22 protein-coding genes, 3 tRNA genes and 2 pseudogenes are annotated in these 25678 nt (G+C 30.2%); 21 read left to right on the top strand and 6 right to left on the bottom strand.

The genetic code is table 11. The features are described 5' to 3' along the window. Positions 1–7: 7 nt before the first annotated feature. The 4 genes from gatC (at position 8) to HGI79_RS16375 (ending at position 4021) form a co-directional block, all read left to right on the top strand. Complete coding sequence (gene gatC / locus HGI79_RS16360) at positions 8–292, top strand: Asp-tRNA(Asn)/Glu-tRNA(Gln) amidotransferase subunit GatC (RefSeq protein WP_185651761.1); 285 nt, start codon at positions 8–10, stop codon at positions 290–292. A 325-nt stretch (positions 293–617) separates the two neighbouring features. Beyond that, on the top strand, positions 618–2081 hold the full coding sequence (gatA, locus tag HGI79_RS16365) for an Asp-tRNA(Asn)/Glu-tRNA(Gln) amidotransferase subunit GatA (RefSeq protein ID WP_185651762.1): 1464 nt from the start codon (positions 618–620) through the stop codon (positions 2079–2081). An 83-nt stretch (positions 2082–2164) separates the two neighbouring features. Further along, a complete protein-coding gene (gene gatB / locus HGI79_RS16370; protein ID WP_185651780.1) occupies positions 2165–3604 on the top strand; it encodes an Asp-tRNA(Asn)/Glu-tRNA(Gln) amidotransferase subunit GatB in 1440 nt (479 codons plus the stop codon). Between the two features lie 210 nt (positions 3605–3814). Beyond that, positions 3815–4021 (top strand): hypothetical protein, encoded by a 207-nt coding sequence (locus HGI79_RS16375; RefSeq protein ID WP_185651782.1) that lies wholly within the window; start codon positions 3815–3817, stop codon positions 4019–4021. 101 nt (positions 4022–4122) lie between these two features. Here HGI79_RS16375 and HGI79_RS16380 read toward each other — a convergent pair whose 3' ends face one another. Beyond that, entirely contained in the window at positions 4123–4803 is a 681-nt protein-coding gene (locus HGI79_RS16380; protein WP_185651763.1) for a Crp/Fnr family transcriptional regulator, read from the bottom strand. Positions 4804–4902: 99 nt separating this feature from the next. On the opposite strand from HGI79_RS16380, the gene HGI79_RS16385 reads away from it, so the two are divergent. Further along, on the top strand, positions 4903–5634 hold the full coding sequence (locus HGI79_RS16385) for an ATP-binding protein (protein WP_185651764.1): 732 nt from the start codon (positions 4903–4905) through the stop codon (positions 5632–5634). A 193-nt stretch (positions 5635–5827) separates the two neighbouring features. Here HGI79_RS16385 and iadA read toward each other — a convergent pair whose 3' ends face one another. After that, a complete protein-coding gene (iadA, locus tag HGI79_RS16390; RefSeq protein WP_185651765.1) occupies positions 5828–7000 on the bottom strand; it encodes a beta-aspartyl-peptidase in 1173 nt (390 codons plus the stop codon). A gap of 526 nt (positions 7001–7526) precedes the next feature. Here iadA and HGI79_RS16395 point away from each other — a divergent pair. The 13 genes and pseudogenes from HGI79_RS16395 to HGI79_RS16455 all read left to right on the top strand — a co-directional run. Further along, positions 7527–7913, top strand: a complete 387-nt coding sequence (locus tag HGI79_RS16395) for a zinc ribbon domain-containing protein (RefSeq protein WP_185651766.1) — start codon at positions 7527–7529, stop codon at positions 7911–7913. Positions 7914–8041: 128 nt separating this feature from the next. After that, positions 8042–8116, top strand: a tRNA-Glu gene (locus tag HGI79_RS16400). Positions 8117–8194: 78 nt separating this feature from the next. Next, a tRNA-Asp gene (locus tag HGI79_RS16405) sits at positions 8195–8271 on the top strand. 14 nt (positions 8272–8285) lie between these two features. Beyond that, positions 8286–8360 (top strand) — tRNA-Glu (locus HGI79_RS16410). A 625-nt stretch (positions 8361–8985) separates the two neighbouring features. Next, positions 8986–9882 carry an HD domain-containing protein gene (locus tag HGI79_RS16415; RefSeq protein ID WP_185651767.1) on the top strand — a complete coding sequence of 299 codons (897 nt, stop codon included), beginning with the start codon at positions 8986–8988 and terminating at the stop codon, positions 9880–9882. A gap of 582 nt (positions 9883–10464) precedes the next feature. Further along, a complete protein-coding gene (tnpC, locus tag HGI79_RS16420) occupies positions 10465–11934 on the top strand; it encodes an IS66 family transposase (RefSeq protein ID WP_185651768.1) in 1470 nt (489 codons plus the stop codon). A 201-nt stretch (positions 11935–12135) separates the two neighbouring features. Then, positions 12136–13062 (top strand): ABC transporter permease, encoded by a 927-nt coding sequence (locus HGI79_RS16425; RefSeq protein WP_241428240.1) that lies wholly within the window; start codon positions 12136–12138, stop codon positions 13060–13062. A gap of 177 nt (positions 13063–13239) precedes the next feature. Then, positions 13240–13365: a 4Fe-4S binding protein gene (locus tag HGI79_RS23715; RefSeq protein ID WP_185651770.1), complete on the top strand. Its 126-nt coding sequence runs from the start codon at positions 13240–13242 to the stop codon at positions 13363–13365. After that, positions 13362–13721 (top strand): annotated as a pseudogene (locus HGI79_RS16435) (indolepyruvate oxidoreductase subunit beta); the annotation flags it as partial. The gene HGI79_RS23715 and the pseudogene HGI79_RS16435, both read left to right, overlap by 4 nt. Positions 13722–14443: 722 nt before the next feature. Then, complete coding sequence (locus tag HGI79_RS16440) at positions 14444–15145, top strand: 4'-phosphopantetheinyl transferase superfamily protein (RefSeq protein ID WP_185651771.1); 702 nt, start codon at positions 14444–14446, stop codon at positions 15143–15145. A 131-nt stretch (positions 15146–15276) separates the two neighbouring features. Further along, positions 15277–15450 (top strand): hypothetical protein, encoded by a 174-nt coding sequence (locus HGI79_RS16445; protein ID WP_185651772.1) that lies wholly within the window; start codon positions 15277–15279, stop codon positions 15448–15450. Between the two features lie 107 nt (positions 15451–15557). Continuing rightward, on the top strand, positions 15558–15629 hold the full coding sequence (locus HGI79_RS23720) for a group II intron maturase-specific domain-containing protein (RefSeq protein ID WP_185651781.1): 72 nt from the start codon (positions 15558–15560) through the stop codon (positions 15627–15629). A 72-nt stretch (positions 15630–15701) separates the two neighbouring features. Further along, a pseudogene (locus HGI79_RS16455) lies at positions 15702–15971 on the top strand (hypothetical protein); the annotation flags it as partial. Positions 15972–16295: 324 nt separating this feature from the next. Here the strand turns inward: HGI79_RS16455 and HGI79_RS16460 are convergent. The 3 genes from HGI79_RS16460 to HGI79_RS16470 form a co-directional block, all read right to left on the bottom strand. Beyond that, positions 16296–17234 carry a dipeptidase gene (locus tag HGI79_RS16460; protein ID WP_185651773.1) on the bottom strand — a complete coding sequence of 313 codons (939 nt, stop codon included), beginning with the start codon at positions 17232–17234 and terminating at the stop codon, positions 16296–16298. A gap of 331 nt (positions 17235–17565) precedes the next feature. After that, positions 17566–18549, bottom strand: a complete 984-nt coding sequence (locus tag HGI79_RS16465; protein WP_185651774.1) for a biotin--[acetyl-CoA-carboxylase] ligase — start codon at positions 18547–18549, stop codon at positions 17566–17568. A 646-nt stretch (positions 18550–19195) separates the two neighbouring features. Further along, positions 19196–19366, bottom strand: coding sequence for a hypothetical protein (locus HGI79_RS16470; protein ID WP_185651775.1), 171 nt, complete (start codon positions 19364–19366; stop codon positions 19196–19198). Between the two features lie 270 nt (positions 19367–19636). Here HGI79_RS16470 and HGI79_RS16475 point away from each other — a divergent pair, with 270 nt between their 5' ends. From HGI79_RS16475 to HGI79_RS16485, 3 genes are all read left to right on the top strand, one after another. After that, the gene (locus HGI79_RS16475) at positions 19637–19858 is read left to right on the top strand and encodes a helix-turn-helix domain-containing protein (RefSeq protein ID WP_185651776.1); all 222 of its coding nucleotides are present in this window, start codon (positions 19637–19639) and stop codon (positions 19856–19858) included. Positions 19859–19982: 124 nt separating this feature from the next. Then, complete coding sequence (locus HGI79_RS16480; RefSeq protein ID WP_185651777.1) at positions 19983–20171, top strand: hypothetical protein; 189 nt, start codon at positions 19983–19985, stop codon at positions 20169–20171. A 52-nt stretch (positions 20172–20223) separates the two neighbouring features. Next, positions 20224–21141 (top strand): ribonuclease Z, encoded by a 918-nt coding sequence (locus HGI79_RS16485; RefSeq protein ID WP_185651778.1) that lies wholly within the window; start codon positions 20224–20226, stop codon positions 21139–21141. Between the two features lie 281 nt (positions 21142–21422). On the opposite strand, the gene HGI79_RS16490 is transcribed toward HGI79_RS16485, so the two are convergent. Continuing rightward, positions 21423–25481, bottom strand: a complete 4059-nt coding sequence (locus HGI79_RS16490; RefSeq protein WP_185651779.1) for an AAA domain-containing protein — start codon at positions 25479–25481, stop codon at positions 21423–21425. Between the last annotated feature and the right edge of the window lie 197 nt (positions 25482–25678).

Genomic DNA, 25678 nt, shown 5'->3' on the forward strand with positions numbered 1-25678 from the left:
TATTTGTATGATTAATATAGATGAAGTTAAATACATTGCTAAGCTTGCTAAGCTTAAATTTACAGAAGAAGAAGCTGAAAAAATGGCTAAGGAGTTTGGAGCAATATTAGGACATTTTGAGTCTATAGATAAATTTGATTTAAGTGATATAGATTTAAATGCTTATAGTAAGGATTTAGAATCTGTAGTCAGAGAAGATGTGGAAGTAGTATTTGAGGATAAGGAAAAACTGTTCCAAAATGTTAAGAGTATGAGAGAAACTTATATAGAAGTGCCTAAGATTATAGAGTAACTTAGAAACCCTATGTAACCACAACTTAAATTTAACTTATACGTAGAGATACATTACCAATGCTGAAGTCACATTTAAATATTTTTTATTAGTCTTAGCGAAAATTTGATAAAAAATCTTAGAACTTTAGATATGTTTGAGCATAGCGAGTTTATCAAAGTTCTTAGATTTTTATCAAACTTGAGCTTTAGACTAATTAAAAATATTTAACGTGACGAAGCATAGTAATGTATCCTGGAGTATAAGTTAAATTTTGGGCATGGTTATATATAAAGTTAAGTTATAAATTACATGGAATTAAAACATTAGTTCAGGAGGGAATTGCATGAAAGTTGAAGCTATGACAGCTTATGAAATAAAAAAAGGAATAGAAGAAAAAAAGTTTACCTCTGAGGAAATAGTAACGGAACTTTTTAAGAGAATAAAAGAGGTAGATCCTAAAATAGAGGCATATATAACTTTATGTGAAGAAGAAGCTTTAAAATCAGCAAAGGCTGTTGATGAAAAAATTGCAAAAGGTGAAAAAGTAGGAAAACTAGCAGGAGTTCCTATTGCCATAAAGGATAATATTTGTACTGATAGTATCAGAACTACCTGTGCATCTAAAATGCTTGAAGATTTTATACCACCTTATGATGCAACAGTAATTAAAAAGCTGAAAGAAGAGGATGCAGTTATTGTTGGTAAAGTTAGCATGGATGAATTTGCTATGGGATCTTCTACAGAAAATTCAGCCTTTGCAAAGACTAAAAATCCATGGGATTTAAAAAGAGTTCCTGGTGGGTCATCTGGTGGATCTGCTGCTGTAGTTGCTGCAGGAATAGCACCAATAGCTTTAGGATCAGATACTGGTGGATCAATAAGACAGCCAGCAGCCTTCTGTGGAGTAGTTGGATTTAAACCTACTTATGGAGCAGTATCAAGATTTGGATTGATTGCATTTGCATCTTCCTTAGATCAAATAGGACCTTTAGGAAAAACTGTAAAAGATTGCGCTCTTACTTTAGAAGTTATTGCTGGTACTGATTCTATGGATAGTACTAGTTACAAAGGTCATATAGATACAGACTATTTAAGCGCTTTAGATGGAAGTGTTGAAGGCTTAAAAATAGGAGTACCAAAAGAATTTTTTGGTAAGGGATTAAATGAAGAAATAGAGAAGGCAACCAGAGCAACTATAGAAAAGTTAAAAGAAATGGGAGCTGAGGTTGAGGAAATATCCTTACCTATAACAGAAGAAGGATTATCTTCATATTATATAATCTCTTCAGCAGAGGCTAGTTCAAACCTTGCTAGATATGATGGTATTAGATATGGATATAGAGCTGAAAATTATGCGGATGTTGATGAACTTATGGAGTTATCGAGAACAGAAGCTTTTGGAAAAGAAGTAAAGAGAAGAATTATGCTTGGAACTTATGTTCTTTCTTCTGGTTATTACGATGCATATTACAATAGAGCTCAAAAGCTTAGAAAAAAAATACAACAGCAATTTAAAGACATTTTCCAAAAATATGATTTAATATTAAGTCCTACATCTCCAGTGCTTCCTTTCTTGAGCGGTGAGAAGAGTGAAAATCCTTTGGAAATGTATTTAGCTGATATATATACTGTCAATATTAATTTAGCAGGAGTTCCAGCTATATCACTTCCATGTGGTTTTAGCAAAGATGGATTACCAATAGGAATTCAATTTATTGGACCTCATTTTGGAGAAAAGAAAATTCTTAAAGCTGCTTATGCACTAGAACAGGAACTTAATGTAAAAACATTAGCTGAGAATCTATAAAGTGAAACTTTAATGAAATAAGATTTAAAAAGCACTAAGTCACTAGTTAAGAGACGTAACTTTGTTGAAAAGAAAGGAGCTTAATTATGTTTGAAACTATAATTGGTCTTGAAATACATGCTGAATTAAGCACAAAAACGAAAATATTTTGTAACTGCTCTAGGGAATTTGGAGCAGAACCTAATAGTCATACTTGTCCAGTATGTAAGGGATTACCAGGTACTCTTCCTGTATTAAATAAAGAGGTAGTTAGCTTAGCTGTTAGGGCGGGAACTGTACTTAATTGTAAAATAAATAAACTTAATAAAATGGATAGAAAAAATTATTTTTATCCAGACCTACCTAAAGCATTTCAAACATCACAGTTTGATTTACCAATATGTGGTGAAGGTTTTGTAGAATTTGACGTAGATGGAGTTAAAAAGAAAGTTCGTTTAAATAGAATTCATATAGAAGAAGATGCTGGAAAGCTTGTTCACTTAGAAGATGAACCTTTTTCTTTGATAGATTATAACCGTGTTGGAGTACCGCTTGCAGAAATAGTTACAGAACCAGATATACGTTCTGCACAAGAGGCAGTAGCATTCCTAAAAACTTTAAAATCTATTTTAGAATATTCAGGTGTATCAGATTGTAGAATGGAACGAGGTTCTTTAAGATGTGACGTTAACATATCTATAAGACCTATAGGTCAAGAAAAATTAAATGCCAAGGTTGAGCTTAAAAATTTGAACTCCTTTAGAGAAATACAAAAAGCTATTGAGAAAGAAGAAAAAAGACAAAGAGAGTTATATACCTATGGAGAAGAGTTTAAAATAAAGCAAGAAACAAGACGATGGGATAGCGGAAAAGGAAGAACTGTTCCAATGAGATCAAAAGAAGATGCTCATGATTATAGATATTTCCCAGAGCCGGATTTAGTTCCAATAATAATAAAGGATGAGCAGATTGAAGCAATTAGAAGTACAATTCCTGAGCTTCCAGAAGCAAAAAAGCATAGATTTAGAGAGCAATATAGTCTTGGTGAGAAAGAAGTTGAATTCTTAGTTGGAGATAAAGCTTTAGGAGAGTTCTATGAAGAAGTAGTAAAAGCAGGGGCAACTCCTAAGATAGCTGCAAACTGGGTTTTAGGAGACCTACTTAGAATTCTAAAAGAAAAAGAAATAGAAAGTGAAGACATATCACTAAAGCCTGAAGCTCTTTATGATCTTATAAAACTTATTGAAGATGGAAAAATAAGTGGTACTGCAGCTAAAGAAGTCTTTGATGAGATGTTTGCAACTGGAAAAAATGCAGAAGATATAATTAAAGAAAAAGGATTATCTCAGATAAGTTCATCAGATGTATTAGAAAAAATTGTAGATGAAGTATTAGCAGCAAATCCTAAATCCATAGAGGACTATAAAAGTGGTAAACCTCAGGCTGCAGGATACCTGATGGGACAGGTAATGAAACAATCAAAAGGTCAGGCAAATCCTAAAATAGCTAAGGAATTAATTGAAGCAAAGCTAAAAGAAGCATAAAATTGTAGGGTTCCATCTTAGAACCCTATAATTATTCAGTCATTCCTTCGGTTTATAAGCTGTAGTTTCTTAATTGATATTAAATTTTCAGTATTATAGTCACATTTATGTAGGTAGGAAATATAATGATATTATGATACTTAAGAAGAAATAATGAGTAACGTTAGGATTAAAATTAAGATACTACAAAGATAACAAGGAGGAATATGTATGGCTGATGGATACGGATACGGTGGTTACGCTCCATATGGCGGTGGCTACGGTGGATTCGGATTTTGCGGATTTAATGTTTGGTGGATTTGGATAATAATCCTTCTATTCTTCTTCTGTGGATGTGGCTTTGGTGGCTTCCATGGTTTTGGAGGATACGGAGCAGCTCCAGGAGCAGGAGCACCACCTGCAGGAGAATACTACTAATTCTAATAACAGATATTATTAGGGAAACGAACAACGTTTCCCTTATTTATTGTATAATAAACTCATATATGGATATACATAAAAAGTAAATAAAACTATTCTTAATTAGAAAGAATATCCTCTAAAGCTTCTACATTTAGTATAGTTATAGTATTTTTATTAAAATCAATGAGACACTCGTCTTTCATATTGATCAGTTCTCTAGATAGAGAGGGTCTAGGAATACCTAATTGATCTGACATTTCTTTTTTTGTGCAATTTAATATTATAGTTAACTTTTTTTGGGTTTTATATTCATCTAAAATATAAGATACAACCTTTTGCTTTATAGTTTGATAGGATATATTTTTAAGCTTATTATTAAGCATAAGTATTTTGTTAGATAATAGAGTCATAAAGTTACCTAAAAATTTGGGGTTAACAGTTGATAGCTTTAATATGTTTTCTTTAGATATGAACATCACTTGAGAATTTTCTGCAGAAGTAATGGTAGCTGGATAAGTACTTTTATTAGAAAATATTATTACTTCCCCAAATATGTTTCCCTTAGTTAGCTTACTAATAGTAACGACTTTACCAGAGGCAAATATTTTTTGTACCTCAACACTTCCATTAAGCATAATTCCAATACTAGAACATCTGGAACCTTCTAAAGCTATTATTTCTCCTTTAGAAAAAGAAGCAACAGAGTAGTGTATATTGTTTAGCAGTTCTTCTATTTCCAATTCGTTAAATTCTTTCATTAGAATGCATTGTTTTAGTGTAAGTATAATGTCTTTCATAAAATATCTCCCAAAATTTTTATAGCGTAACATATGTTACAGATTATATAATAGTATTGTATTATAATAAATACATAAGAACAAGAGGGGGAGTAAAAAATGATAAGAAAAATTGTAAACATAGATAAGTCAAGCTGTAACGGATGTGGGTTATGTATTGATGCTTGTCATGAAGGGGCTATAGAATTAGTAGATGGTAAAGCTGTACTTATAAGTGATGAATATTGTGATGGACTTGGAGACTGTTTACCGGAGTGTCCTACAGGAGCAATAACTATAATAGAGAGAGAAAGTCAAGCTTATAATGAGGAACTAGTTATAAAAAAGATGGGAGAAAAGAAGAAAATAATTGAAAATCAAGCTATGCCATGTGGATGTCCAGGAACTGCAGCTAAAATCATAGAGAGAAAACCGCTTAAAGCTATATCCGCTGTTAAAAGTAGAGATACCTATGATATACAGACAACATCGGAGTTAAGACAATGGCCAGTACAATTGAGGCTTATAAATACACAAGCTCCATATCTAAAAGAAGCAGATTTGCTTGTAGCAGCCGATTGTACTGCTTATGCCTATGCTAACTTTCATGCAGAATTTATAAAGGATCGTATAGCTGTTATAGGTTGTCCTAAATTAGATGATGTGCAATACTATGAAGAAAAATTAGCTGAGATTCTAAAAGTCAATAATATAAACAGTATTACAGTTGTAAGAATGGAAGTACCTTGCTGTGCTGGAATAGTTAATGCAGTAAAGAAAGCTATGCTTAAGTCTGAGATAATAGTACCTTATAAAGAAGTAACCATATCCACTGACGGAAATATATTATAGATAATCGTGCCCGAAATTGAACTTATAATGTCATTATCTAAAAATAAAATTAAAGTTTATATAAAAAATAATGTTTTGGTGAATTTTAACAGGAATATGGGGTATAATGTATAGTATAAAGATTACTCATACAACTTCTAAAAAGAATAGTGCCTTATGTAGTGAATTGCATAAGGCACTATCTCTTTTTAATTTATGTTGTTCTAGATTCGAAGGTTCCGTAAATTATAGGCTTATAGTTATTAACCATAATCTTACCTTTGCATATTACTGTGTGAATTTTTAAGTCTTGATCCAATAGCAATATATCAGCATCGAAGTTCTCCGCAATTGTACCCTTATTTTTAAGCTTAAGGAGTTTAGCAGGAGAAGAGGTTAAGGGAATTAAGGCCTCTTCTATTGAAAGCCCTTTATCAATACACATTCTTATAGTCTCTATATTGGTGTCAGGAAGGCCAACAGATATTTTTAGAAGCTTTCCAGTTTTATCAAAGATAGGCATACTTCCACCTGCATCGGAACTCATGGTAATATTATATGGGGATACTCCCTCATGAAGTAAAGTTTTATAAACATCAGCAGCATATAGAGCTTCATCACCTTCTGGTTTTATACCTGTAGTTATATCAACAAATCCACCTATTTTAGCATATTCAATAGATTGTTTATATACAAGAGCATTTCTGTTTATATGGGTAGGAAGTAAGTTATCAACTGGAATCTCGGAATTATTTATAATATTAAATAATGGATCAAGTCCTTTTTTTCCATCCCCTACATGCATGTGTAATATACCGCACTTTCCAGAAATCATTCCACCAACTCTAGCTTCACTTACTAAGTGTATTAAATCACTTTCAGATGGATGGCTACCTCTATGATCTGATATAGCGATTTCGCCTACTCCTAATATCTTATCTACGAGTATTATATCTGTTCGTGCACTATCTGTAATTGTTCTAGTTGGCATTTGGTAACACCCAGTCCAACAATACGTACTTAGACCTTCCTCTTCAAGACTTCTAGCCTTGGCTATTAAATTTCCCATACTTCTAGTAGTGCCATCTGTACCCAAAAGTCCAACACAGGTAGTAATTCCGTTTAACGTTAATTCTGTCAAATTTAATTCTGGAGCTCTGGTAGTAAAGCCACCTTCACCACCACCACCAGTAATATGAACATGCAAGTCAATTAATCCAGGTGCAGCAATTAAACCACTGCCATCTATTATATTAACATTAGGGAAATTGGTATCAGGTAAGCTTATAGTTGAAGATATGTAGATAATTTTACCAGAGCATATCAGTATATTTTTTATACCAATAGATTTAGGATTAAATATATTAACATTCTTAATTAGTAGCATGTATTCACCTTCTTTTATTATATTATAATAATTATATAGTATCAGTTAACATATCACTTGAAAATTTACAATTAATATTTTAAATGATATTATAGTATTTGCATAAAAGTTATAGTCAAAAATTTTGTTGATATTTTTTTGTAGTGTTTACTTTATATTATAAGAATAACAGCTTGGTTTTTATACAAAATATCAAGTGATTCTTAGCTTCAGATAGAGTTTGCTTATTAGGAATACTTTCTCCAGATGAAGCTTAGAAGAACCTATCTAGAGGCGTAGCAGCCGTTATGCACAGCATAAGAACTCTAAAACGGCTAAAGCCGAAGAGTTCCTAATATCTCCCACCTGAAGAAAAGCAGACAAAACAAAATTTATTTTGTATTTGGTCGCTTTCACTTTAGGGTGATGAGAGTGTTACGGATAGTAACTATCAGATAAACTGAGTTTTATTTGAATAATAATTAACACGGTTTATATTATATTAATAAAATTATAACAAGATTAATTTATATACTGGGAGGATAAAATGTTTTTATTAGGCGTATTTGGTATAAATGATAAACAAAAAGAAATTAAAACTATAAGTGATTTATCTTGTAAGAATTGCAGTATGGAAAGAGGACTAAAATTAGTTAAACAGTATACAGTTTTCCACGTGTTTTTTATACCAATATTTAAGTGGAATGAAAGATATTATCTATATTGCAATAACTGTAGAACCTTGTATGAGGTATCCAAAGAAAAAGGAAGTAGAGCAGAAGCTGGTGAAGAAAATGCTATTACTTACTGGGATCTTAAGCCTTTAGAAAATACATATTATGATTCATGTGCTCAACATAGATGTAATAGCTGTGGCAGAGCTATAGAGTCCAATTTTGAATATTGTCCTTATTGTGGGAAAAAACAAATATAATTTAAGTAATATATAAAAATTTAGACTAAATAAAAATACTATATTAAAAAATATGTTGACATATTAAATAAAATAAGGTATTATACTAATTGTGCTCAGCGAAAGAACAAAGTAGCAGAATAATATGAGGCCCATTGGTCAAGTGGTTAAGACACCACCCTTTCACGGTGGTAACAGGGGTTCGAGTCCCCTATGGGTCACCAATAAAACTTACTAACCTAGTTAGTTAAGTTGTGAAATGTTGACACAGGTCAAGTACAGCTTCTGTACAAGCTATATATGGCCCAGTGGCTCAGTTGGTTAGAGTGCCGGCCTGTCACGCCGGAGGTCGAGGGTTCGAGTCCCTTCTGGGTCGCCATTTAAACTTAATATGGCCCATTGGTCAAGCGGTTAAGACACCACCCTTTCACGGTGGTAACAGGGGTTCGAGTCCCCTATGGGTCACCAAAAAAATCTGCAAATTATATATTTGCAGATTTTTATATTTGTAAAAATTAAATATTATATTACGTCAGATAAGAATATTTATAAAAGCTAATTCATATCTTAACTAGCACCCTCTGTTTTCTACTGGAGGTATAATATTAAATCCTTTACCGAATATACTCTTTGTTTCAACTATCTTAGAATTATTAAATAAGGAACTTGTATCAGGTTCTACAATGAATTTAATATCATTGATTTCATAGGTTTCATCTTCATATTTTGGCTCATCCAGAGCTAAACCTAAAACAGGACCTCCTCAGCCTAATCCCTTTATTAGCAACCTTACAGCAGATTTATTACTGTCTTTTAACTCTTTTTCAAGAGCAGATTTTGTATCTTCATCAAAAATTAAATTCACAGTGAGCCCTCCTTAATTTTATGCATATAGATTCAATGACTTAGGTTTTATATTCAATTTGAAAAAGTTAAGAATGTAACATTAGTATATACTTATTTTTTAAATATAAATAAAAATTTATGCATTGAATTAAGTTTTATTTATTACTAATAACAACTATGAAAAAAATATATAATAATAAAGAATAGTATAGCTAAACATGTATGTTAAAGAGGAGGAGAAATATTCATGAAAAATATATTTATAAAGGAAATACAATCTGGGGATAAGATAGATTCAGAGTTTATGATAATGAAAAAAATCTACCGAGATGGTACAAAATCTGTGGTTATCATAGGTGATAGAACTGGCAGCTTAAAGGTTTCTATAATGAACACTACAGATGAATTAAAAGTAGGAGATGTTATAAATATTAAGACTTCACAAGAAAATATATCAGATATAAAAGAATATAAGAAAGTTGTAGATTTTTCAATGGAAGATTATCTGCCAACTGTTGAAAGACCTATAGAGGATATAATTAATGAAATAGACAGAATGTCTGATGAAGAATTTAAGAGCAGAGAGTGTGTTGCTTTAAATAATTATTTTTTTAAGAATAAAGAGTTTGTTGAAAAGTTTAAAAAGGGTATTGGTGGAGTAAGCCAACATCACAATTATATAGGAGGGTTAGCAGAACATACATTAAATGTCATGTATATTACAAGAATGTTAGCATATAGGTATGATAGTAGAAATAAAGAGATAGCTATATTAGCTGCAAAACTTCATGACATAGGAAAAATAGAGGAATACTTTGTGGATGGACCATTTTCTTTTACTTTAAGAGGAGATATGGAAGGTCATATTGTTATAGGTGTGGAAATGGTAGAAGAAGCATTTAAAAATAATCCAGAGCTTTATAGTGATGATTTTAAACAAAGAGTAAAAGGATGTATAGTACAACATCACGGAAAGCTGGAATATGGTTCACCTAAAAAACCAAATACAGAAGAGGCACATATTGTACACTTTGCTGATCAGGTAGATGCTTTTTTGAATAAAATTACTCAAATTAGAGAAGGTGTAGAACCTAATAACTGGACTGATTATGATAGGAGGATAGATGGAAAGTTGTATATATAGGTATCAGCGGTAGAAACTTAACTTATACTCCGGAATATGTTGACAAACTTCAGCACGTTAAAAACTTTTAATCAGTCTAAAGTTCGTGTTTTAAGCAGAGAGCCAAAATCTGTGATTTTGTGTGAATCGCTTACTCATCTGACGTTAGGAAGATGAGTTTCATAATAAAATAAGAACCTTCGATAAACTCGCTTCGCTCAAGCAATCTAAGGTTCTAAGGTTTTCTAAAACACTTCACTAAGACTGATAAAAAAATTTTTAAATGTGCTTTCAGTTTTGTCAACATATTCCTACGTATAAGTTAAATTTAAGCTGAGGTTATCCATAGGCGTAAAGCTAAACCAGTTATAGACAAATTGCAGGGGGAAGAGAGTAATCCATTAGTATTCCCTCTGAGGTTTTACGCTTTCTTTTTTCACGCTTGCAATTTTCACCTAAGCTCAATAGTAACTATTCAGCTATTAAAATAACTTAAAATTACTGCTATTATTAATTTATTGAAAACATATCTTCCATTTATCATTATTTTTTGGTATTATAAGCCTGTCTTGCAAAAACTAATGATAAAGGTGGTGACACGTTGTGAGCGAAGGTAAAATTATTGAGATTTACAACCAAGGTATATCTCAAGTTATAAGTGTTATTAAGGAACTATCAAATGAAATTAAAACACTAAATTCTCAAGTAGAAACACTTTCTAAGGATAATAAAGCTCTAAACGAGCGTGTAAAATCACTAGAAAGCCAAGTCAACAAAAATAGTAATAATAGAAGCAAACCGCCATCGTCAGATGGTTTTAAAAAAACTAAAAGTTTAAGAACAAAATCAGGTAAAAAACCTGGCGGTCAAGAGGGTCATGAAGGAACAACATTGTGCTTAAATGATACTCCTGATGAAATAGAAATTCATAGTGTTGAACAATGTATTGAATGCGGAGCATCTCTAAAGGATGTATCTACTGAAAGATATATTGTCCGTCAAATTATAGATATACCAGATATAAAAGTTAAAATTGTAGAGCATAGAGCAGAAGTTAAAATATGTCCTCATTGTAAAAGCAAAAATACAGCTATTTTTCCAGAAGAAATAAAGAATACAATTCAATATGGAGAACGCCTAAAAGCGGTAGCTGTTTACTTAACTCAGTATCAGTTGATTCCATATAAGCGTGGTGCGGAACTTATTGAGGATTTATTTAATCATCATTTAAGTGAAGGTAGTATGGTAACTTTTAATCAAAGCTGTCATGATAACTTAGAAACTATAACAAATAAAATTAGAAATAGCCTTACATCATCTACAGGAGCTGTTCATTTTGATGAAACAGGTATGTATATAAATAAGAAGCGTCAATGGCTTCATGTTGCATCTAATGAAAATCTTACATACTATGAATGTCATGAAAAACGTGGTAAAAAAGCTATTGATGACATTACAATACTTCCAAACTTCAATGGAACAGCAGTACACGATGGTTTTAAGACTTACTATAAATATACTAAATGTAATCATGCTCTATGTAATGCTCATATATTAAGAGAACTTAATGGTATAACTGAATTACAAGATCAAAATTGGGCAAAGCCAATGAAAAATCTATTATTAGATATAAAAAAAGAAGTAGATTTAACTAGTGACAAACATAATGCTTTACCTTTAGATAAAATTAAAGAGTTCGAATTAAAGTATAATGAAATACTTAAAGCTGGTTTTGATGAAGACTATGCTAAAAACACTGAATTATACTCTAATAAGAAGGTAAAGAAAAGTGTAAGTCTTAATTTACTTAATAGATTAAGTGGCTATAAGGAACAAATACTTGCTTTCATGTATGACTTTGATATACCTTTTGATAATAACTTAGCAGAACGAGATTTACGTATGGCTAAAGTTAAACAAAAGATTTCAGGCACCTTTAGAAGTTCTACAGGAGCTAACGCTTTTACTAGAATTCGTGGATATGTATCTACTGTGAGAAAACAAGGTAAAAATGCCTTAGAGTGTATTAAGTCAACATTTACAGTAAATCCATTTGATCCAACTCTAACATAAAAGCTCCGCTTAAAGAGGTATAATCCCTCTTTTTAGTATACCCAAATTTAATGCTAGCACCTTACTGTCAGATGCATAAAGCTGTGAAAGTAAGGTGCTTTTTTATATATTTTTTAGAGTAGCTGAATAGTTACGAGAAACATCTTATTGATAATAAAAAACAATTTATACAGGATTTGCAGGGAAAGGGTTATACTAGTTATGCTAATCATAGTATTACCTGTTGTTGTTTACCTAGGTGTATATTTTAGCCAGTCGGATAGCATGAAAGGTAAAATAGCCATAGTAGGATCTGATAGTCAGCAGAAAGAAAATATTAGAAAGTCTATAGAAGGTAAGAAAAAAGTAACTTTAGAATTTTTAGAGCAGGAACCAACTAAGACAGAGCTTATAAAAGGAATTTATTTAGCTGAAATAAATTTTACAAAAGATAATCCAGAGGTAATTAGTTATGGAAAGGAAGATATTAAAAGGGAACTAGAGGTTAATATAAAGGGTGAGATTTATGAGGGAAACAAAGATGATACAACTGTGCAAGGAAAAATAATAGGTTTTTTAGTAATGTTTTTATTTTCAGGATCTGTAATGATTATGGATTTTTTCCTAACGGATAGAGAAAATGGTGTATATGCAAAAGTGTTATCAGGAAATGTATCTTATTATGAATATATTGCAGGACAACTATTATATGCTATATGTATTTTTACAATACCTAGCATAATAATGTCGTTAATGGTTTTAAAAATTTTATCTGTAAAATTAAGCATAAGTATTGGGTTATTTTCTTTGTTAATATTTTTATTAGGACTATTAAGCAGCAGCTTTTCAATTCTAATATGTACTCTTTGCAGAAATAAAGCATCAGCATCAATGGGAGGGTCTGCAATAACTACGATTACATGCCTTTTAGCGGGATGCCTTATAAATATAGTAGATAATAATAAAATAATTGGTTTTATAAGGAACTGTTTACCACAAAAAAGATTGATTGATTTAGCCAACAACTATAATAATGAAGACTTAATATTCTTAATTGTAATAGTATTGTTATTTGTTTCATTTAGCGTATATATAGGGAAAAATCAGTATGAATATGGGAAATTTTTACAAGTATGTAAAATGCTATAATATTGAGGAATCATGGTATAAAAGGGGGTAAAATGAAGAAACTCAGGATGAGGAGCCATCTCTAATAATAATAATAAAGAGACCTTGTGTTTTAAATAAAAGAGTCGATGTAGTAAAAAGGCCACTAGAGATAGAGCCAAGCTTTTGTAAAGGCTGCAAAGCCTGCATGAACATTGGGTGTCCTGCCATAACCTTAAATATAATAAAGTAGAGATAAATAATATGCTTTGTGTGGGTTGTGGACTTTGTGCAAAGATATGCAAATTTGGTGCTATACAAAATAATGGAGGTGAGGTGCTGTGAATATTTTAATATCAGCGGTAGGAGGACAAGGTGTTTTACTTGCCAGTAGAATACTTGGAAAGCTAGCTCAGAATATTGGCTTGGTGGTTAAGGTTTCTGAAGTGCATGGTATGTCTCAAAGAGGTTGAAGTGTTGTAACTTATGTTAAGTTTGATGAAAAAGTATATTCTCCCATTGTAGAAAAAGGAACTGCGGATGTTATCCTTGCATTTGAAATGCTTGAAGGTGTTAGATATGTAGATTGGTTAAAGGAAAATGGAATTTTAATCATGAGTACTCAAAGAATCTACCCAATGCCAGTAATAACTGGTGCAGTTCAATACCCTGATAATTTAATTTCAGAGATTTCAAAGCTATTGGAAATCAACTTAAGGGCCTTTGAATTGGGATATGAACTACAATAAATTGTGGGAATTATAATGATATGGAGCGAAAAAATGAATGTATGAACCGTGAAGAAATGATGGAAACCTAAGATAAAAACCATAGACATACTGTTCCCTTATACAGAAAGAAGATGCATGAGTTTGAGTTAGAACCGAGTGACATTCAATATGAAAAAAGAGATTGAAAAAAATTAAAACATTAAAGCAATGGAAATTTATTGACTGAGTGAAATAGTAGAGTCTGTAGTTTCCTACGATTGTGAGATGCAAAATGGGCTTAATATAAATAAGCATCAATTTATATTATAAATTATATGAGATAAATGACAGCCAACGCTAAAATCAGGTATACAAGCAAAGTTTCCAATGGATGTTATTCCTAAAAGCACAAGAATACTGGAATGGCTGACAATAAGAAGTTCATAGTGACTACCATAACTATATATAAGTTATTTCACCATCCCAATATTTCTCATTATGATCAGAACTTCCAGTAGTATATATTTGTAATAATATATAAAAAATATTATGTGGAGTAATATTATATGCTAAATGTAAAAAAAATGATTACCATACAGAAAAAGATAAAATAATTCCTTAAAGAGGATTTAAATAAAGTTTAAGCAGTTATGCAAAAGAATATATATTATTATGGAATTTATTACGAGTAATAATATAGAATGAGGAATTTCATGAAAATTTATGTTGTGAGAATTTTAGATATTAGCGAAAAAAATTTAGATAAGCTATGTTTACTGATTGATTCAGAGAAAAAGTGTAAAATTGAAAAATTTAAGAATAAAAAAGATAAGGTTAGAACATTAATTGGTGAAATATTGATAAGAACGATAATTGCTGAAGAATTAGGTATAAGAAATAAACATATAACATTTAAGAAAAATAAATATGGGAAACCATATCTGAAAGGGCTTCAAAAATTTAATTTTAACATATCTCATTCTGGAGATTTTGTAGTAGGTGCAATTGATGAAAAACCTATAGGAATTGATATTGAAGAAGTAAAATGTATTGAATATGAAGATATAGCTAAAAGTTTTTTTACGATAAGTGAACTTGATTATATTGTTAAAAATGATTTGGATATTCGATTAAGTAAGTTTTATGAAATATGGACCTTAAAAGAAAGCTATATTAAATGTTGTGGACAAGGTCTGACAATACCTTTAAAATCATTTTCCATTGATATAGATAAATTTGAAAATATTAAAGTTATTATTGATAATGAGCACAATGACTATATATTTAAGAAATTTGATATGGAGTCAGGTTATAAAATTGCTGTATGTTCATTAAACAAAGAGATTTCAAATAGCATAATAATAATAGATCAAAATAGCTTAATAAATAAATACTCTAAATATAGTATAGAGTGAATAATAATCTCAACTTTCGCGCATAGAATCTAAGGCGAAAGCCTTCAAAATAAATACTTAAAGCAAAGAAACATTCCTTTCGGTATAATAGAATTGCAAAAAACACCATACCAAAGAAAGGAATGCTTCTTATGAATACTATTATATCAAATAATACTGCTGATAAACAATTTAATTTTACTATAAATAGATTTTTTAAAGACAACAAAATTGGATATATACTTAAACAGGTTTCAAAATATGCCATCCCTGCATACTATGTTCTTTTTGACAGTTGGGTTACATACCCAAAAACTCTTATATAAATTTTAGAACTCAAACTTAATACTATTGCCATCGTCAAAGCAATGCCAAAGGTTTACTACAATTATAACGGTAAGTTATTGAATCTTAAGAATCTCTACGCTAATTTATGAAAGAAATAATAAACAAAGTAAATCCAATACTTGCAGGATGGGTAAATTATTATAGAGTTGGACATTAAAGTAAAGCATTTTCAAATGTAAGAGATTATGTAGAGAAAACTATACGAAGATTACTGGAAAGACGTACGCGTAAAATTAAAGAAAATATAGAAATAAGCATGTTTATGGTCTACTCGACCATAGGAACTAAGTTAAAAGAAATATGCATTAATTTTATTCCAAAAAAGCTAAACTTAGCAATAATATACAATATATTATTGAACTTAGGTGAAAATTGCAAGCGTGAAAAAAGAAAGCGTAAAACTACAGAGGGAATACTAATGGATTACTCTCTTCCCCCCTGCAATTTGTCTATAACTGGTTTAGCTTTACGCCTATGGATAATCACGCCCGAAATTTAACTTATACTCCGAGATATATTACCATGTTTTGTCACGTCAAATATTTTTAATTAGTCTAAAGCTTAAATTTGAGAAAAATCTAAGAACTTTGATAAACTCGCTATGCTCAAAAATATCTAAAGTTCTAAGATTTTTTCTCAAATTTAAGCTAAGACTAATAAAAAAATATTTAAATGTGACTTCAACATTGGTAATATACCCCTACGTATAAGTTAAATTTAAGTTAAGGTTATCTATACAGGAATTAAAAAAAGTATAGGGGTAAAATCGCACATGTCTTTTTAAAGTTAAGTATTTATTAATCCTTTAGATGCATTATTAAATTTAAAGTGTATCTTTAATTACTCTTAATGCATTTTTGTAAAATATTTTTTCTATGTCGTCATAGGGAAAGTTATTTTTTTTCAATGCATCTATAAGTTTGCACATTTCACTTATATTTGAAATCTCGCTAGGTGAGCTGGTGCCATCAAAATCTGAACCTATTGATATTACGTCAATTCCGCCAACAGATCTAATATACTCTATGTGTTTTACCATATCATCTATTCTTGCAGGGTTATGCTCTCCTAAAAAATTTTTTTCAAAATTAATACCTGTTATTCCGCCTTTTTCTGATAAGGTTTTTATCATATGGTCAGTAAGGTTTCTAGGATGGTTAGTAATGCTTCTGGAATTGGAATGTGATGCTACAAAAGGTTTTTTTGAATGGTTAGAAACATCATAAAAACCCTTATCTGATAAGTGAGAAACGTCTATTATCATAGATAAATTATTCATTTCAGCTATAGTTTCAAAACCAAATTCTGTTAAGCCTTTGTCCATATATTCTTTTCGGCAGTTAGGATATCCAATTTCATTTGGATAATTCCAAGTTAGAGTGATTAATCTTACACCAAGCCTATAAAAATTTCTTAGATTATAAATATTACCTATTAATGCTTCTCCACCTTCAATAGTAAGAAAGGCAGAAATTTTTTCAGCATCTTTGTTGACAGTTAATTCTGCATAGCTAGTGGCTAAAGCTATAGTGTTTCTATTTTTAGCAATTTCATTATGAAACTTATCAACCATTCTCAGGCATGAATCTAGAGGATTTTCTGTTAAACCTTTATTTATATACAAGGCGAAGAATTGAGCTAAAGAATTAGCGGATTTCATTTTCTCTATATCCACACTAAGGTTGTTATTATACAAATTAGAATTGTTTTTATCCTTTAGAAGCTCGTAAATAGTGTCACAGTGAAAATCTATTAAATTCATTAGACTACCTCCAGTTTAATAAGATTGTGTCTATTGCATAAATAAAATGTAAAAACCAAATTTAATATATTATAGTATATTTATATATATCCCAACAATATGTTTTTATATATTTAATTTTTTCCCAAATACTAAACCCCATAAGGATTTCCTTATGGGGCGTTTTATTAAAAAATTATATTAATTTTATGCGTTGTTAACAATTTCTACAGTTCCACTAGCTTGTTTGATACTATTAATTAAAGAAGGCATATTATTTAGATGTTGATAAACATATTACATCTTTTGTTTTCAATATATTATACTGAAATAAGGATATAAGTGTTACTATTTACACATAGCTATTTAGTCCTCTAATAGAAATTTCTCCAGATATTATTTTTTCTATACCACCATCATTATATTGAACAACTAATTCTCCATCATCACTTAAATCAATAGCTTTTCCTAGTGTTTCTTTGCTTCTAGAAATTATCCGTACATCTTTTCCTATTAAAGCAGAATTCTCTTTGCATATGCTAACTGTTTCATTTATAGTTCCTTTAGTCTCAAACTCTTTGTATAGAAGTTCAAAATTATTTAACAAACTTGAAACCAATTCTTTCCGCTTTAATTTTATTCCTGTTTCAATTTTTATTGAAGTAGCTGTAGGAAGAATATCTTTTGAAATTTCATTTTCATCCATGTTTACATTTATACCAATTCCCATGATCACATGGTTAACTACATTAAGTTCTCCACTCATTTCGGTTAAAATACCACAAACCTTTTTTCCATTTATTATAATATCGTTAGGCCACTTTACCTTAGCTTCAATATTAAACTGTTGTAATGCTTTAACTACTGCAGCAGCACCTACTTGAGTTACTTTAGGTACATTAAGTGGATCAGTATCAGGTTTTAATATGATAGACATCCATACCCCCTTGAATTTAGGTGAAATCCAATTGCGACCAAGTCTTCCACGACCTGAGGTTTGTTCTTCACTTATAATTACAGTTCCATGAATGGAGTCCTTTGCAATTTCTTTTGCCTTACTATTAGTGGAATCTAAAGATTGATAATATAAAACGTTTCTACCAATAATCTTTGTATGTAAATGTTCTTTTATTTCTTCATAATTAAGTATATCAGGTGTGGAGATTAGTTTATGTCCTTTTTTGGATATGGATTCTATTTCATAACCATCTTCTTTAAGAGAATTTATGTATTTCCAAATTGCAGTACGACTAACACCTAGCTTATCACTTAAACTTTGACCAGATACAAAACTATCAGTATTCTCTCTTAATAATTGAAGAATTTTATCTTTCATAGTAGTTCACTCCTTTATGATATCTACTTCATTATACTACAAATAAAGATAGTTTGTATAAAAATATGTTTCAAGTAGTTTGGGGAAGATGTTAAGTTGATTTATAGGTACGGAACTTTTAAAATTAATTTATTCCGCCTAGCACATTACTAGATTGTGCCACTAATAAAAAGTTTAAGAAAGTCTAAGCCTGAAATTAGAAGAAAACTAAGTACTTTGATAAACTCGCTTAGGCTCAAACAGTATCAAAGCACTAAGTTTTTCTACTAATTTCAGACTAAGACTTTCTAATAAACTATTTAAAGGTGGCACAATCTAGTAATGTGCCATGCTACATAAATTAATTTTAAAGGTTCCAGATCTATATTGATAACTACAATGTAAATTTAACTTATACGTAGGAATATGCTGCCAAAACTGAAGGCACATTTGAAAACTTTTTTGTCAGTCTTAGTGAAGTGTTTTTAGAAAATCTTAGAGGCTTTGATATGTTTGAGGTACGAGTTTATCAAAGTTTCTTAGATTTTCAAAAACACGAACTTTAGACTGATTAAAAGTTTTCAACGTGCCGAAGTTTGGCAGCATATTCCGGAGTATAAGTTAAATTTCGGGCGTATTTATCTGTAAAAAATCAAGCTTTATAAATCTATTTATTATGTGAAAGCTTAGAACGTTTAGTGAATTTTTTTCCATTTGCATGAGAACCTATTTTTTCACCATTTATTATACCTATTTCTTCTCCACCTTTAGGAAACATTTTTCTGAGTTCTGCATTTGATTTATGACGAGTTTTTAATAAATTTTTATTGTTATCCATCGATCTACCTCCCAAAAAATAGTTAGGGTACACAGTAATTATTTTTCCTCGTACATAAAAAGATATTCTCAAAATAATATGTAAAATTAATATTTATGTATTGCATATGTATAATGTTTGAAAAATTACATAAATTTATAAAGTTTTTATTGTTAAATAAACTTTAACAAATTATTAAAAGATTCTAAAATATTGAAAAGTGACTATAATTTTTAGTGAAAAACTATTATAATTATATTAAGAACTTAATATCTGATTGGGGGTTTTCTTATGTTAAACGGAAAAAAAATTCGTGAGATAAGACTTAGCTTAGGATATACCACACTAGATATACAAAACCTTACGAAAAATACAAAATACGAAACTGCAATTTCTAAATCTTATTTAGAGGAGTTAGAGAGGGGAGATAAGAGAAATCCAAGCTTCGATAAAGTTGTTGTTCTTGCTAAGATATTAGGGTGTAAAGTTGATGATTTAATACTAACGGCTTAATGGAAACTAAATGAATTTAACATATATAATAAACTACAGCAAACTCTGCTGTAGTTTTAATTTATTATATTAAGTATAAAACCTTTTACCTTGGAAAATCTAATAATTAAAGGAAGGTGATTTTATGAGTCATAACAATGATTCTTACGAAAATATAACCAGCAATGATATAAACAATAAAAATAAAAAATCTTTTAATAACAAAATTAAACCATCGGATATAATTGAAGGAGAAGGCGGCAATTGTACTATAAACGGCCAAAAAATAGAAGCTAATGCTTGTAGCATGCTAAAAGAGGATTATAAAATATAAGATGAGCCGTAAGGCTCTTTTGTTATAGAATATTTAAGGATGGGATGACAATATGTTAGATATTTGTTTACTTGGTTGTGGAGGTAGTATGCCAGTGCCTAATAGGAATCTTACATCTATGCTAGCTTCATATAAAGGAAGAAAATTGCTTATAGATTGTGGTGAAGGAACACAGGTTAGCTTAAAGATGTTAGGGTGGGGAATGAAAACTATTGATGTGATTTTATTTACACATTTTCATGCAGATCATATAGCTGGACTACCAGGTTTACTTTTAACAATAGCCAATTCAGGAAGAGTAGAGCCTCTTACTATAATTGGTCCAAAAGGATTGTGGGATGTAGTAAATGGGTTAAGAGTTATAGCACCTGTGTTACCTTATAAAATAGATTTAATTGAGTTTGATGGAAGGGGGAGGGCATCTAAGAATATAGGAGATTTTTTTATTAATATAATGTCTGTAGATCATACAGTACCTTGTTTTACATATTCTATACATGTACCAAGAAACAGAAAGTTTCATAAGGAAAAAGCTTTAAAAAATAATGTTCCAATGTGCTTATGGAATAGGCTTCAAAAGGGGGAGGAAATAGAATATGATGGAAAATGGTTCAATGCTGATATGGTTCTTGGAGATGAAAGACCAGGATTAAAGGTTTCATATTGTACTGATACAAGACCTATTGAAGATATAAAGGAATTTGCAAGTAATTCCGACCTTTTCATATGTGAAGGAATGTATGGAGATGATGAAAATCTTCCTAAAGCCCTAGAAAACAAGCATATGCTCTTTTGTGAAGCTGCATTACTAGCTAAAGAAGCCCATGTAAAAGAATTATGGTTAACACACTTTAGTCCATCCTTATCAAATCCAGAAGCTTATTTAGAGCGCACTAGAGAAATATTTTATAATACAATTTTAGGACAGGATAGATATAATAAAAGCTTAAATTTTATTGATGAAAAATAAATTATAGAAAAGCATAAGCTCCTAAAACCTAAAAGGAAGCTTATGTTTCTAGGATATATGTCCACAACTTAAATTTGGAGCATGGGTATATATAGAGTTTCGATCTCTTAACTTTGTTTAAACATAGGGATATGTTACCAGTTATGGGATTGCAACTCTATATAGATAAACACGAACTTTAGACTAATTAAAAGTTTTTAACGTGCCGAAGTTTGGCAGCATATTCCGGAGTATAAGTTAAATTTTCGGGCATGGTTATTTATAAGTTGTATACACAAAGCTTAACTATTTGCTATAGGGTTAATTCCTATTCTTTTTAGCTTCTCATAAAGATTATTCATAGTTTCCTCTGGTTTATAGTAAAACTGACTTTCTCTTATAATGAAAAATTTCCATCCTGACCTTTGAAGAGTCATTCTCCTATAATGATTTTCTTCCCAGTTCAGAGAGTATGCAGTATCTTCGCTGCAGCAATCCACAGCTAGCCTGTTATGCAGATCTTCGATAACAAAATCTATCTTATATTTTCCAATCTTTACATCAAATTTTATATTATAACCTTTATTCTTTAGTAGTGTAAAAATGTCTTTTTTAAATCCAGAAACTAAGTTGTCCTCATTTTTGCTTATTAATATATTTTTTCTATTAGAATCTAAACAGTAGGTTAACAGGTGAGATCTTACACATTTTGTATTTAGATCTTCTAAGTCTACAGAGTGGAATAAAAACATTTGGTTTCTTGCTCGGCTAGCGGCAACATTAAATCTTCTTATATCTGATTCCTTAGTTAAAGCAGCAAATTTTGCATTTTTCGCTATAACTAGAGAAAGAAACATAACATCTCTTTCATCTCCCTGAAAAGAATAAGCATCTCCGCAGATTATTTTTCTATTAATCATTTCTTCTATTCCAATTGATTCTTTTAGCATAGTTTCTATAAGTTCACTTTGGGCATCTCCTAAAAGAGAAATAACTCCCATAGTCATTCCAATATATTTTTCATCCTTACAACACTCAGTTATTTTATTCACTATAGCTTGCGCTTCTTGCTCATTAACATTTTTAGAGTTATCTTTAATTCCATCTACTTTTATAGCTAATACTGGAGGGGCAAATATTTCTTTGCTCTCAGGGCACCTTAAAGGTATAATTTCCTTAGAATAACATAAATTATTACTAAATTCTATTATGTCTGGAGCACATCTAAAATGTTCTTTAAGTACTAGTCTGCTAGGGAAAACTCTTAAAGCTGTATGATATAAGCTAGTTTTTAAATCAAACCACTCACTATGAGGAATATGGCGTAAATATCTATGAATCAAGTTTTCTACCATTTCATTATCTTTACCTATGGCTTCAGGGCTTATTTGGCATTCATCACCAACAATGACAGCTCTCTTAGCTCTAAGTAATGCTGTTATTGCTGAAATATCACTTTGACTGCTTTCATCTACTATTATAACATCAAATAGGTCTTTTTCTAATTTTATATTTTCAATCATTTTATTTAGAGGCATAATCCAAACTGGTATAACCCCTTTACAATTTTCCATTTCTTTTTGGGCTATTTTTCTATACTTAGCAGCTAACTTTCCAGTACCTTTTCCTATTCTTTTAATAGATTCAAGCCAAGTAAAAAGGCTTCTTTTCTGAGTTTCTGTAGTACGTATTATTTGGTTATACCAAGTCTTCTTACATACGATTTCTTTAATTAAGGATTTTTCTCTTAATTTTTCAGCTTCAATATCTTGTTCAATAATATCAGGTCTAAGCTTGCCTACTTCCTTCAAAAGGGAACTTCCGGCTTTCCACTTCCAGGCTTCTTCCCAATTGTGATAAATATCCTTTAAGTTATTATTTTCCCACTGATTCAGTAATTTTTTCGTGAATATAGGACATGTTTCACTAAGTTTATCAAAGTATTTGTTAATCTCATCTCCTGTACTCTTTAATTCTTTAAGCTTTAAAAGTTCATCATAAAGTTTACGTATATTAGTTTTATGCTGATTATTAATATACTCAGCTGATTTACTTAGGTAACAATTCATTATAAATAAATTTCGTACATTAGACACGTATTTACTTAATTCATCATATTCATTAATATATTTTATAGATAAAAGTCCATTCAATAGATATATTATAGATTCTTTTTTCCATAAATTTAATTGTTCAGGTATCTTTGAATCTTGTAATAGATTCATAATTGGATTAATATAATTTTCTTCCCAATTAATTATAGAATCTATCTCTATAATGTTTTCAGCAATAGTATTTAAGAAATTGTTTTCAGAGTTTGTAACTAATTTTCCACCATATTCTTTAACTGTGTTATTCCAAAGATTACGAAGAGTCCGCTCCAAAAGCTCTTTTTCTATAGCTTTATTGAAGATATAGCATTGATCCTTAGTACTTATTGGTCTATAATCAACTTCACAGGATTCAAGAATATAGCTAACTTCACTATGAAATAATTTAAACATAGATCCAAGCTTACCTTTTGTTTCAATTTGGTTGTAAATTACATCAAAATCTGTTTTGAGTTTATTAAAATCTACATTAGTAGGAAGCTTAACGTTATGTGAGTTAACAATCTGCTTTATGACACTTATCTGAGCAATATGGTTATTTATATTTAATACAACATCCTTCCAAAAGCTTTTTGAAGTATCTGTATTATGATATGATTTCATTATAGATTTTAACCAGGAATTCTCTATTTCAGCTAGTCTTCTTTTTAGATTATCTGATAGTTTTAATAGTTCATAAAGCTTACTTTTATCTATGTTTATATTCCACAATTCAATGTTACGCTTATACTCTGGTAATTTACTCTCTAATTCACTTAGTCTATGAAGATTAAGGGCCAACTCATCATAGGATGGCAGTTTATGTAATATATCATTAACCATATTTAACTTATCAATATCATTTTTTTTAGTTGATTTTAGTAGTGTTATTAAGTTATCAAACTCAACTGATGTTAAGGGGCATCTTGTCTTAATTTGAATATCATCTTCAATCCATGAAAATGTAGATTCATTTTTTCTTATCCATTTTGATAATGTTGTTAAGGTTAAAGTTTCATTTTTGTAATTTACAATCTTATTCTCGAAAGATTCAGCTTCCTTTAAGTCATTCATAAGATTTTGTATGTTTGTTCTACATTTTTTCAATTCTTCCTCAAGAGGAGTTACTTCGCTTAGAATAGACTTAGGGTCTATAGAAAGGTTTTCCGTAATTTTTCTTACGGATTCATCTAAATCCTTTAATGCTTTAGCATCATTCCCTAATAAACTTATGCAAAGAGATTTGATTTCATAAGGAATTTTGTCTGATAAAACTTTTAAAGCTTTATCAGTTTGACTTGTAACTAACACTCTTTTTCCATGAGCCATTAAATGGCAAATTAAATTTGCTATAGTATGACTTTTGCCCGTTCCTGGAGGACCCTGAACTACTACTCCAAAGTTTTCAGCTAGTCTTTTAGTTATGTCTTCCTGTTCCTCATTAGCTGGTAGAGGAAAAAGTACATCTTTACCAAGGGATTTCCATTCGCTATTTATATGATTATTATGTACAAGGTTTGATTCCTTCACTAGAGCTTCTACGGTTTGGGGAATAGGGTTTCCTCCATCTATGTAGCTTAGAATACTGTTAAGTTCCGTATCCCAAAGTCTTGTATCTATATTTCTTAAAATTATACATGGAGCGTTATAGAAAATAGGGTTTTCCTGAACCTCTATAGAAGGCAAAGGAATAAGTTGTGCGTTTATAGTCTTTATAATATCCTCAGAATCTAAATAGTTTAGAAGTCGTTTCAATGTCTCATTAATATCTTCTATATCGCGAGGGTCTATACCGGAATCCTTTACTTCTAAACTTAAATCTAGGATTTTGTGGAGATTTGGAAGATCTAGGCCATCTAATATACCTGATTCAAAATTAGTGACATTATTATAAGGAGTAAGAGTAAATAAAGCATTCTTTGCATCAAAATTTAAAGACATTTTAGTTGTAAACATAGGATGAATTATTTTTTCTTCTTTTGTATGCCAACTGAGTATACCATGTCCCCAAACTATTTCTAAATCTTCACTATTTTTTTCTAAATTAGAATATATATTAAATAGTGTATTATACAGATCATTGCATTCTTTTCCAACTTGTAACCAATTTTCATCATTTTTTTTATTTAAAATGCAACCTTTTTTATTATATAAATCTGCTTCTGAAATAACTTTAATATATTTAGAAACATCTCTTATAATCTTTTTATCCATATTTTTTATACTAAGTAAGTACAAAAAAATATTACGTATTTTATCACGTGTATCCAAAATTAAAACCTCCTGTAAATTAAATAAAATGTATAATGTCAACTTTTATTATATCATACATTTGGAAATTATGGAGAAACTAATTTTATTATTGAATGCAAGTTTGTAGTCTGAAATTATATATAGGGTTCCAAGGTGGAAACTTAACTTATACTCCGGAATATGTTGCCAAACTTCAGCACGTTAAAAACTTTTAA

The sequence above is a fragment of the Clostridium sp. DJ247 genome, from assembly GCF_014231265.1.